Raw genomic sequence first — 11223 nt, 5'->3', positions numbered from 1 at the left:
CTCAACGAAGCCCGTGCTTGTCACTCAGCATTCAACGGTCGAGGCCCTTGGTGGAATTCGGGAGCACCCCATATGAATCAGGCGCTGCCGAAGAAACTCTGGGATCGACTCGGGCTGGTCTCAATACTGGACACGATAACCCGGCTTAACCGCTTAACCTGAACCGCCGTATACGGAACCGTACGTACGGTGGTGTGAGAGGACGGCGGATGTAAATCCGCCTCCTACTCGATTTGTCCGCAGGAAAGCCACGGCTACTGGATTTCTATGCAATCGCTCGGTGCGTGGCTATCATGCGGGCCTCATTGTGAGGCGAGACCTGCATGCTGACGTTGTTAAAGCTTCTTAAAGATGGCCGATTCCATTCGGGTCAAGCATTGGGTGCTGCCCTGGGCGTCAGTCGAAGTGCCGTGTGGAAGCAGCTTCAGCATTTGGAGGCTGAGCTGGGTTTGTCTATTCATAAGGTTCGTGGGCGCGGCTATCAATTGTCCGCGCCATTAGCGCTGCTCGATCCTGCCGAGATAAGCGCTCAGGCGCACTCTTGCGCCTGGCCCGTCCAGGTTTACGACTCAATCGACTCCACTAATGCCGAAGCACTGCGCGCTATCGGACGGGGGCAGGCGGCACCGTTTGTGGTGCTTTCGGAGCGGCAGACGGCCGGGCGCGGGCGACGTGGTCGCAAGTGGGTCAGTCCATTCGCAGAAAATCTCTATTACAGCCTGGTGCTACGCATTGATGGTGGGATGCGTCAGTTGGAGGGCTTGAGTCTGGTCGTTGGACTCGCTGTTTTGCAGACGTTACGTGAGCTCGGTTTTGCAGCCGCTGGGTTGAAGTGGCCTAACGATGTCCTTGTGGGGCAGAAAAAGATCGCTGGAATATTGCTTGAGTTGGTTGGTGATCCTGCTGATGTGTGCCACGTGGTTCTGGGGGTAGGAATCAATGTGAATATGCAGTCCGCTGATGAGGTGGACCAGCAATGGACTTCCCTGCGGCTCGAGTCAGGCAAGTTGTTTGATCGCAACCAATTGGTCGCGGTGTTGGGGGAGATACTGCAGCGATACCTGGCTCGTCACCAGGCGGGTGGTTTTTTGGCCATCCAGTCAGAGTGGGAGCAGAATCACCTGTGGCAGGGGCGAAGCGTGTCGTTGATTGCCGGCGTCAATCAAATTGATGGTGAAGTGCTTGGTATTGATGGCCAGGGCGCCTTGCGCCTGAAGGTGGATGGTGTGGAGAAAGTCTTCAGTGGTGGTGAGTTGAGCCTGAGGTTGCGTGATGATTCTTGAGCTCGATTGTGGGAATAGTTTCATCAAGTGGCGTGTGCTTGCCGCTAATGCCGGGCAGGTGCTGGGCGAAGGGGTCGTCGATTCCAATCTCGCATTGCTGGAGGGGTTGGGGGAGCTCAAAGGGCTTGCCCTCACGTTTTGCCGGCTGGTGAGCGTCAGGACCGCGGAGGAAACCGCTGCGCTGACGTCTTTGCTCAGGGATACCTTTGATGTGCCGGTTGTGTGCGCAACGCCAGCGCGCGAAATGTCAGGCGTGCGCAACGGGTATGAGGAGTTTGAGCGGCTGGGTCTGGATCGGTGGCTTGCAATGCTCGGGGGCTTTCATCTGGCGTCAGCTGCGTGTCTGGTGCTCGATTTCGGTACGGCCGTGACTGCTGACTTTATAGCGGCGGATGGAGAGCACCTGGGTGGTTTCATCTGTCCGGGGATGCCGTTGATGCGTAACCAGTTACGCACCCACACTCGCAAAATTCGTTATGGGGATCTGGCGGCCGAGCAGGCACTGGAAAGTCTTGTCCCGGGGCGCGCGACTGTCGAGGCTGTAGAGCGTGGTTGTTTGCTGATGTTGCGCGGCTTCGTGCTGACCCAGCTCGAGTTGGCGCGCAGCTACTGGGGTGAGGACTTTGTCGTATTCCTCACCGGGGGGGATGCGGGCCTGGTTACTGAGGTCGTGCCTCAGGCCAGGGTTGTTCCGGACTTGGTGTTTGTCGGATTGGCCATGGCCTGTCCCTTGTCCTGAGGTTTTTATGCGTTGGTTGTTTCTGCTGCTGCTTGTCCTCAATGGCTTCTACTACATCTGGCATCAACAAGAGGCTCCTCTGCGCGCGAAGGATGTCACGCCTTTGAGCCTGTATCGCGGATCTCAACAAGATATCCGCTTGTTGAGCGAAGCGAGTGACGTAGCCAAAGACAAGAGTAAAACTGTCTCGACAGACAATGGCTGCCTTTATCTGGGCGGCTATACGCGCCAGGAGGCCGCGCAGGCGGTTGAGCGACGTTTGAGCGGGATGGAGGTCAAGTATCAGTCCCTGCCGAAAGCTGCGGCAGAAGGGGCGGGGTATTGGGTGCGTATCGCACCGGAAAGCCGGCGTTGGCTGGACGATTTGCAGTTGATAAACCTTTCTAAAGAATTCAATGAGTTAAAACATAAAATAATGCCGTGCGAGGGGGTTGCACCCACCGAATAGTTTGCATAGAATGGCGCCCGCTCCACAGCGAACACCGGAAACGGTTAACGGTGTGAAGTGAGGTCAACGCAGCTAAGCTCAGGTTTTTAATGAGAAAAATGCTTGACAGAAGGCTGGCATGATGTAGAATGCCGGCTCGCTTAGGAGGGGTTCCCGAGCGGCCAAAGGGATCAGACTGTAAATCTGACGTCTACGACTTCGAAGGTTCGAATCCTTCCCCCTCCACCATTTTTAGCGAGAGCTGTAAGCCTCGCGGGTATAGTTTAGTGGTAGAACCTCAGCCTTCCAAGCTGATGATGCGGGTTCGATTCCCGCTACCCGCTCCAAGTTTACAGGTTTTGCACAGTGTTACGCTCTTGTAGCTCAGTTGGTAGAGCACACCCTTGGTAAGGGTGAGGTCAGCGGTTCAAATCCGCTCAAGAGCTCCATATAACAAGGCAGATATGAAAATATCTGCCTTTGTTTTAGGTGGTAGTGGTTGCGCCTGATTGTGTTTCTGAAGGTTGCCGGTGTCGTGAATGCCGGCGTTGCAGCCAGGATTGCCTGGTAAGTGTTGTAAAGTCTTTTTCGGGTCGGCATAATGGTCGGCCTGATTTTGTTTTAGGTCAGTAGCTCAATTGGCAGAGCGACGGTCTCCAAAACCGTAGGTTGGGGGTTCGATTCCCTCCTGACCTGCCAGATTCACTCGGTGTGTCTGGCTTTCTTTTCACAGGATCTTCATAGATGACTCCTAAAGCTGAAGCTCAAGGCTCTCGTTTCGACCTCCTCAAGTGGCTTGTAGTAGTCGCTCTGGTGGTTGTTGGCGTTGTTGGCAATCAGTACTTTTCTGCTTCGCCGATCCTGTACCGCGTACTCGCATTGCTTGCTATTGCTGCCGTAGCTGCCTTTGTAGGCTTGCAGACGGTCAAGGGCAAGTCTTTCTTTGTACTGGTTAAGGAAGCACGCACCGAAATTCGTAAAGTCGTTTGGCCAACTCGCCAAGAAACCACGCAGACCACGTTGATCGTTGTGGCTGTTGTCCTGGTTATGGCGTTGCTGTTGTGGGGGCTTGATTCCCTGCTCGGCTGGCTTGTTTCCTTGATCGTCGGCTAAGGGTGTCCCGTGGCTAAGCGTTGGTATGTTGTGCATGCTTACTCCGGTTACGAGAAGCATGTAATGCGCTCGCTGATCGAGCGCGTAAAGCTGGCCGGTATGGAAGATGGCTTCGGCGAGATTTTGGTTCCCACTGAAGAAGTGGTTGAAATGCGCAATGGCCAGAAGCGCAAAAGCGAACGCAAATTCTTCCCTGGCTATGTGCTGGTGCAGATGGATATGAACGAGGGTACTTGGCACTTGGTCAAGGATACTCCTCGGGTGATGGGTTTCATTGGCGGTACTGCCGATAAGCCTGCGCCAATCACCGATAAAGAAGCAGAAGCGATTCTGCGCCGCGTTGCCGATGGCAGCGACAAGCCGAAGCCGAAGACGTTGTTCGAGCCAGGCGAGTCGGTGCGTGTCAATGATGGTCCGTTCGCAGATTTTACCGGTGTTGTTGAAGAAGTTAACTACGAAAAGAGCCGGATCCAGGTCGCAGTGCTCATTTTCGGTCGCTCTACTCCGGTGGAGCTCGAGTTCAGCCAGGTCGAAAAGGTCTAGTTGAACAAAAATCCCAACCCCGCAGCCGTAGGCTGTGGGGTTTTGTCGTCACTGGGATAAACGCGCAAGTAACCGGGGAGCCTTTCGAGGCGTTTGAACCCGTAATTGGAGTGCCTCATGGCCAAGAAGATTACCGCTTACATCAAGCTGCAAGTGAAAGCCGCTCAGGCTAACCCAAGCCCACCTGTTGGTCCTGCTCTGGGTCAGCACGGCGTGAACATCATGGAATTCTGCAAGGCTTTCAACGCCCGTACTCAGGGTCTTGAGCCAGGTCTGCCGACTCCAGTGATCATCACTGTCTACAGCGACCGTAGCTTCACTTTCGAAACCAAATCCACCCCTGCTTCGGTTCTGCTGAAGAAGGCGGCCGGTCTGACCAGCGGTTCCGCTCGTCCGAACACCGTTAAGGTTGGCACCGTGACTCGTGCTCAGCTGGAAGAAATCGCGAAAACCAAAAACGCGGATCTGACTGCAGCTGATATGGAAGCAGCCGTGCGTACTATCGCCGGTTCTGCTCGTAGCATGGGCCTTAACGTGGAGGGTGTGTAATGGCTAAGCTGACCAAGCGTCAAAAGGCTATCGCCGGCAAAATCGAAGCAGGCAAGGCCTACAACTTTGTAGACGCTGCTGCCCTGCTGGCCGAGCTGTCGACTGTCAAGTTCAGCGAGTCGTTCGACGTAGCTGTAAACCTGGGTGTTGACCCGCGTAAATCCGACCAGGTCGTTCGTAGCGCTACTGTGCTGCCACACGGCACTGGCAAGACCGTTCGCGTTGCTGTGTTCACCCAGGGTCCAGCTGCTGAAGCCGCTCTGGCTGCCGGCGCTGACCGCGTAGGCATGGACGACCTGGCTGCCGAAATGAAAGGCGGCGACCTGAACTATGACGTAGTGATCGCATCCCCGGATGCAATGCGCGTTGTAGGTCAGTTGGGTCAGATCCTCGGTCCACGTGGCCTGATGCCTAACCCTAAAGTCGGCACCGTAACTCCAGACGTAGCTACCGCGGTTAAAAACGCCAAGGCTGGTCAGGTTCGTTATCGCACCGACAAAAACGGCATCATCCACACTTCCGTTGGCAAGATCGGCTTCGACGCCGTCAAGCTGAAGGAAAACGTTGAAGCCCTGATCGCTGATCTGAAGCGTATCAAGCCAGCTTCCTCGAAAGGCATTTACGTCAAGCGCGTTACCCTGAGCACCACTATGGGCCCAGGTCTGGTCATCGACCAAAGCTCGCTCGACGCGTAAGACACAGATTGGCGCAAGTAATTGCGCCAATTGAAAAATTGGGGTCCCTGCCTGGCGGGGGCTATCCAAGACCGTAGGCGACGCAAGTCTTAAACCACAAGCCTACGCAGATGGTGCTCCCGGTTCCTTACCGAATCAGACACCAAAACGACATCCGGTTTCGACCAGATGAAACGGTAACAAGCAGGAGTTAAACCCGTGGCAATTAAACTCGAAGACAAGAAGGCCATCGTCGCTGAAGTCAACGAGGCTGCCAAAGTCGCTCTGTCCGCTGTCGTGGCTGATGCCCGTGGCGTAACAGTAGGCGCGATGACCGGACTCCGTAAAGAGGCTCGTGAAGCTGGCGTTTACGTACGTGTTGTACGTAACACCCTGCTCAAGCGCGCTGTTGCTGACACTGAATTCAGTGTCCTCAACGACGTGTTCACTGGCCCTACCCTGATTGCGTTCTCCAAGGAACATCCAGGCGCTGCTGCCCGGATCTTCAAGGAATTCGCAAAGGGTCAGGACAAGTTCGAGATCAAGGCAGCTGCGTTCGAGGGCAAGTTCCTCGCAGCTAACCAAATCGACGTACTGGCAACTCTGCCGACCCGTGACGAAGCAATTTCTCAGCTGATGAGCGTGATTCAAGGCGCTACCAGCAAATTGGCTCGTACTCTGGCGGCAATTCGCGACCAGAAAGAAGCTGCTGCAGCCTAAGGCTCGTCAACTTCTCGCGTTTTTTGTTTTTTTCGATGGTCGCGTAGGCCGTCCCCAATATCAGGAATTAGATTCATGTCTATCTCTCAGAACGATATCCTTGAAGCAGTTGGCAACATGTCCGTAATGGAAGTTGTTGAGCTGATCAAAGCTTTCGAAGAAAAATTCGGCGTTACCGCTGCTGCTGCATCGGCAGGTCCTGCCGCTGCTGCCGCTGTTGTTGAAGAGCAAACCGAATTCAACGTCATGCTGACCGAAGCTGGCGAGAAGAAAGTTAACGTGATCAAGGCTGTACGTGAACTGACCGGTCTGGGCCTGAAAGAAGCCAAGGCTGTAGTTGACGGCGCACCTGCCATGGTTCTGGAAGCTGTTGCCAAAGAAGCAGCTGACAAAGCCAAAGCAGTTCTGGAAGAAGCAGGCGCTAAAGTCGAGCTGAAGTAAGCATCGACTTTGCTCCTCCAGCCCGAGCGTTAAGCGACAGGCTGATGGCTGGTGGCTCTTGCCACCGGCCTTTTTCCGTTACTGGCAGCCGACTCGGTCGGTGCCGATAACGTGCTGTAACCACCCGATGCGGTGGCGCAAACCATGGGGTTTGCACGATTTTCTGGCTGCTCCCGTCGGGAGGGGCCAAACAAGCAGGTGACCAAGCTGGGGAACGCTGATGGCTTACTCATATACTGAGAAAAAACGTATCCGCAAGGACTTTAGCAAGTTGCCGGACGTCATGGATGTGCCGTACCTCCTGGCCATCCAGCTGGATTCGTATCGTGAATTCTTGCAAGCGGGAGCGACTAAAGATCAGTTCCGCGACGTGGGCCTGCATGCGGCCTTCAAATCCGTTTTCCCGATCATCAGCTACTCCGGCAATGCTGCGCTGGAGTACGTCGGTTATCGCCTGGGCGAACCGGCATTTGATGTCAAAGAATGCGTATTGCGCGGTGTAACTTACGCCGTACCTTTGCGGGTAAAAGTGCGCCTGATCATTTTCGACAAAGAATCGTCGAACAAAGCGATCAAGGACATCAAAGAGCAAGAAGTCTACATGGGTGAAATCCCCCTGATGACTGAAAACGGTACCTTCGTAATCAACGGTACCGAGCGTGTAATCGTTTCCCAGCTGCACCGTTCCCCGGGCGTGTTCTTCGACCACGACCGTGGCAAGACGCACAGCTCCGGTAAACTGCTGTACTCCGCGCGCATCATTCCTTACCGCGGTTCGTGGCTGGACTTCGAGTTCGACCCGAAAGACTGCGTGTTCGTGCGTATCGACCGTCGTCGCAAGCTGCCTGCCTCGGTACTGCTGCGCGCGCTGGGCTATACCACTGAAGAAGTGCTGGACGCGTTCTACACCACCAACGTATTCCACGTGAAGGGCGAGACCCTGAGCCTGGAACTGGTGCCTCAGCGCCTGCGCGGTGAAATCGCCGTCCTCGATATTCTGGATGACAAAGGCAAGGTTATTGTCGAGCAAGGTCGTCGTATCACCGCTCGCCACATCAACCAGCTGGAAAAAGCCGGGATCAAAGAGCTGGATGTGCCTCTGGACTACGTCCTGGGTCGCACAACCGCCAAGGTCATCGTGCACCCGGCAACCGGCGAAATCCTGGCAGAGTGCAACACCGAGCTGAACACCGAGATCCTGGCCAAAATCGCCAAGGCTCAGGTTGTTCGCATCGAAACTCTGTACACCAACGATATCGACTGCGGTCCGTTCGTCTCCGACACCCTGAAGATCGACTCCACCAGCAACCAACTGGAAGCGCTGGTCGAGATCTATCGCATGATGCGTCCTGGCGAGCCGCCAACCAAAGACGCTGCCGAGACCCTGTTCAACAACCTGTTCTTCAGCCCTGAGCGCTATGACCTGTCTGCGGTCGGCCGGATGAAGTTCAACCGTCGTATCGGTCGTACCGAGATCGAAGGTTCGGGCGTGCTGTGCAAGGAAGACATCGTCGCGGTACTGAAGACCCTGGTCGACATCCGTAACGGTAAAGGCATCGTCGATGACATCGACCACCTGGGTAACCGTCGTGTTCGCTGCGTAGGCGAAATGGCCGAGAACCAGTTCCGCGTTGGCCTGGTACGTGTTGAGCGTGCGGTCAAAGAGCGTCTGTCGATGGCTGAAAGCGAAGGCCTGATGCCGCAAGACCTGATCAACGCCAAGCCAGTGGCTGCGGCGGTGAAAGAGTTCTTCGGTTCCAGCCAGCTGTCCCAGTTCATGGACCAGAACAACCCGCTGTCCGAGATCACCCACAAGCGTCGTGTTTCCGCACTCGGCCCTGGCGGTCTGACTCGTGAGCGTGCCGGCTTCGAAGTTCGTGACGTACACCCGACTCACTACGGTCGTGTATGCCCGATCGAAACGCCGGAAGGTCCGAACATCGGTCTGATCAACTCCCTGGCTGCCTACGCGCGCACCAACCAGTACGGCTTCCTCGAGAGCCCGTACCGTGTGGTGAAAGACGCTCTGGTCACCGACGAGATCGTATTCCTGTCCGCCATCGAAGAAGCCGATCACGTGATCGCTCAGGCCTCGGCCACGATGAACGACAAGAAAGTCCTGATCGACGAACTGGTAGCTGTTCGTCACTTGAACGAATTCACCGTCAAGGCGCCGGAAGACGTCACCTTGATGGACGTATCGCCGAAGCAGGTAGTTTCGGTTGCTGCGTCGCTGATTCCGTTCCTCGAGCACGACGACGCCAACCGTGCGTTGATGGGTTCGAACATGCAGCGTCAAGCTGTACCAACCCTGCGCGCTGACAAGCCGCTGGTAGGTACCGGCATGGAGCGTAACGTAGCCCGTGACTCCGGCGTTTGCGTCGTGGCTCGTCGTGGCGGCGTGATCGACTCCGTCGACGCCAGCCGTATCGTGGTTCGTGTTGCCGATGACGAAGTTGAAACCGGTGAAGCCGGTGTCGACATCTACAACCTGACCAAGTACACCCGCTCCAACCAGAACACCTGCATCAACCAGCGTCCGCTGGTGCGTAAGGGTGATCGGGTTCAGCGTAGCGACATCATGGCCGACGGCCCGTCCACCGACATGGGTGAACTGGCGCTGGGTCAGAACATGCGCATCGCGTTCATGGCATGGAACGGCTTCAACTTCGAAGACTCCATCTGCCTGTCCGAGCGTGTTGTTCAGGAAGACCGCTTCACCACGATCCACATCCAGGAACTGACCTGTGTGGCCCGTGACACCAAGCTTGGCCCAGAGGAAATCACTGCCGACATCCCGAACGTGGGTGAAGCGGCTCTGAACAAGCTGGACGAAGCCGGTATCGTTTACGTAGGTGCTGAAGTTGGCGCAGGCGACATCCTGGTCGGTAAGGTCACTCCGAAAGGCGAGACCCAGCTGACTCCGGAAGAAAAACTGCTGCGTGCGATCTTCGGTGAAAAAGCCAGCGACGTTAAGGACACTTCCCTGCGTGTACCTACCGGTACCAAAGGTACTGTCATCGACGTACAGGTCTTCACCCGCGACGGCGTTGAGCGTGATGCTCGTGCACTGTCGATCGAGAAGTCCCAGCTGGACGAGATCCGCAAGGACCTGAACGAAGAGTTCCGCATCGTTGAAGGTGCTACTTTCGAACGTCTGCGTTCCGCTCTGGTCGGCCACAAAGCCGAAGGCGGCGCCGGTCTGAAGAAAGGCCAGGACATCACCGACGAAGTTCTCGACGGTCTTGAGCACGGCCAGTGGTTCAAACTGCGCATGGCTGAAGATGCTCTGAACGAGCAGCTCGAGAAGGCTCAGGCCTACATCGTTGATCGTCGCCGTCTGCTGGACGACAAGTTCGAAGACAAGAAGCGCAAACTGCAGCAGGGCGATGACCTGGCTCCAGGCGTGCTGAAAATCGTCAAGGTCTACCTGGCAATCCGTCGTCGCATCCAGCCGGGCGACAAGATGGCCGGTCGTCACGGTAACAAGGGTGTGGTCTCCGTGATCATGCCGGTTGAAGACATGCCGCACGATGCCAATGGCACCCCGGTCGACGTTGTCCTCAACCCGTTGGGCGTACCTTCGCGTATGAACGTCGGTCAGATCCTTGAAACCCACCTGGGCCTCGCGGCCAAGGGTCTGGGCGAGAAGATCAACCGCATGATTGAAGAGCAGCGCAAAGTTGCCGAGCTGCGCAAGTTCCTGCACGAGATCTATAACGAGATCGGCGGTCGTCAGGAAAGCCTCGATGACTTCTCGGACCAGGAAATCCTGGATCTGGCTCAAAACCTGCGTGGCGGCGTTCCAATGGCCACTCCAGTGTTCGACGGTGCCAAGGAAAGCGAAATCAAGGCCATGCTGAAACTGGCGGATCTGCCAGAAAGCGGCCAGATGCAGCTGACCGACGGCCGTACCGGCAACAAGTTCGAGCGCCCGGTTACCGTTGGCTACATGTACATGCTGAAGCTGAACCACTTGGTAGACGACAAGATGCACGCTCGTTCTACCGGTTCGTACAGCCTGGTTACCCAGCAGCCGCTGGGTGGTAAGGCGCAGTTCGGTGGTCAGCGTTTCGGGGAGATGGAGGTCTGGGCACTGGAAGCATACGGTGCCGCTTACACTCTGCAAGAAATGCTCACAGTGAAGTCGGACGATGTGAACGGCCGTACCAAGATGTACAAAAACATCGTGGATGGCGATCACCGTATGGAGCCGGGCATGCCCGAGTCCTTCAACGTGTTGATCAAGGAAATTCGTTCCCTCGGCATCGATATCGATCTGGAAACCGAATAACACGTGACGCGAATCGAGAGCGGGGCAGGATTGCCCGCTCTCTGCTCCGCCAGGAGGAAAGGCCTTGAAAGACCTACTGAATTTGCTGAAAAACCAGGGTCAAGTCGAAGAGTTCGACGCCATCCGTATCGGATTGGCATCGCCTGAGATGATCCGTTCGTGGTCGTTCGGTGAAGTTAAAAAGCCGGAAACCATCAACTACCGTACGTTCAAGCCTGAGCGTGACGGCCTGTTCTGCGCCAAGATCTTTGGCCCGGTAAAGGATTACGAGTGCCTGTGCGGTAAGTACAAGCGCTTGAAGCACCGTGGTGTGATCTGCGAGAAGTGTGGCGTTGAAGTCGCGCTGGCAAAAGTTCGTCGTGAGCGCATGGCGCACATCGAACTGGCCTCGCCAGTTGCCCACATCTGGTTCCTGAAATCGCTGCCGTCCCGTATCGGCT

General features: G+C 55.9%; 11 protein-coding genes, 4 tRNA genes and 1 pseudogene. All 16 read left to right on the top strand.

Going from position 1 to position 11223, the window contains the following annotated elements; genetic code table 11:
* Nucleotides 1–162 (top strand): annotated as a pseudogene (locus tag AC1DU9_RS28540) (group II intron reverse transcriptase/maturase); the annotation flags it as partial.
* A 161-nt stretch (nucleotides 163–323) separates the two neighbouring features.
* Entirely contained in the window at nucleotides 324–1283 is a 960-nt protein-coding gene (gene birA, locus AC1DU9_RS28535; protein WP_477811139.1) for a bifunctional biotin--[acetyl-CoA-carboxylase] ligase/biotin operon repressor BirA, read from the top strand.
* Entirely contained in the window at nucleotides 1273–2022 is a 750-nt protein-coding gene (locus AC1DU9_RS28530) for a pantothenate kinase (RefSeq protein ID WP_223461656.1), read from the top strand. Before birA ends, AC1DU9_RS28530 begins: the two co-directional genes overlap by 11 nt.
* A 7-nt stretch (nucleotides 2023–2029) precedes the next feature.
* Nucleotides 2030–2470, top strand: a complete 441-nt coding sequence (locus AC1DU9_RS28525) for a hypothetical protein (RefSeq protein WP_223461658.1) — start codon at nucleotides 2030–2032, stop codon at nucleotides 2468–2470.
* Between the two features lie 143 nt (nucleotides 2471–2613).
* Nucleotides 2614–2698: transfer RNA gene (locus AC1DU9_RS28520), tRNA-Tyr, on the top strand.
* 24 nt (nucleotides 2699–2722) lie between these two features.
* Nucleotides 2723–2796 (top strand) — tRNA-Gly (locus AC1DU9_RS28515).
* A 26-nt stretch (nucleotides 2797–2822) separates the two neighbouring features.
* Nucleotides 2823–2898: transfer RNA gene (locus AC1DU9_RS28510), tRNA-Thr, on the top strand.
* 174 nt (nucleotides 2899–3072) lie between these two features.
* Nucleotides 3073–3148, top strand: a tRNA-Trp gene (locus AC1DU9_RS28505).
* 45 nt (nucleotides 3149–3193) lie between these two features.
* A complete protein-coding gene (gene secE, locus AC1DU9_RS28500) occupies nucleotides 3194–3562 on the top strand; it encodes a preprotein translocase subunit SecE (RefSeq protein ID WP_007984402.1) in 369 nt (122 codons plus the stop codon).
* Nucleotides 3563–3571: 9 nt separating this feature from the next.
* Complete coding sequence (gene nusG / locus AC1DU9_RS28495) at nucleotides 3572–4105, top strand: transcription termination/antitermination protein NusG (RefSeq protein ID WP_007984405.1); 534 nt, start codon at nucleotides 3572–3574, stop codon at nucleotides 4103–4105.
* 117 nt (nucleotides 4106–4222) lie between these two features.
* Nucleotides 4223–4654: a 50S ribosomal protein L11 gene (gene rplK / locus AC1DU9_RS28490; protein WP_007933726.1), complete on the top strand. Its 432-nt coding sequence runs from the start codon at nucleotides 4223–4225 to the stop codon at nucleotides 4652–4654.
* Entirely contained in the window at nucleotides 4654–5349 is a 696-nt protein-coding gene (gene rplA, locus AC1DU9_RS28485) for a 50S ribosomal protein L1 (protein ID WP_003186095.1), read from the top strand. Before rplK ends, rplA begins: the two co-directional genes overlap by 1 nt.
* A 198-nt stretch (nucleotides 5350–5547) precedes the next feature.
* On the top strand, nucleotides 5548–6048 hold the full coding sequence (gene rplJ, locus AC1DU9_RS28480; RefSeq protein ID WP_007970413.1) for a 50S ribosomal protein L10: 501 nt from the start codon (nucleotides 5548–5550) through the stop codon (nucleotides 6046–6048).
* Nucleotides 6049–6123: 75 nt separating this feature from the next.
* Nucleotides 6124–6489, top strand: coding sequence for a 50S ribosomal protein L7/L12 (rplL, locus tag AC1DU9_RS28475; protein ID WP_095945914.1), 366 nt, complete (start codon nucleotides 6124–6126; stop codon nucleotides 6487–6489).
* A 220-nt stretch (nucleotides 6490–6709) separates the two neighbouring features.
* The gene (gene rpoB / locus AC1DU9_RS28470) at nucleotides 6710–10783 is read left to right on the top strand and encodes a DNA-directed RNA polymerase subunit beta (RefSeq protein WP_108218341.1); all 4074 of its coding nucleotides are present in this window, start codon (nucleotides 6710–6712) and stop codon (nucleotides 10781–10783) included.
* Between the two features lie 64 nt (nucleotides 10784–10847).
* Nucleotides 10848–11223 (top strand): hypothetical protein (locus AC1DU9_RS28465; RefSeq protein ID WP_477811138.1); only part of this gene is annotated, 376 nt, incomplete at its 3' end.

It is taken from the genome of Pseudomonas sp. P4_C1, assembly GCF_056402155.1.
The sequence above is the reverse complement of the archived record's forward strand: the minus strand, read 5'-3'. Positions and strand labels throughout refer to the sequence as shown.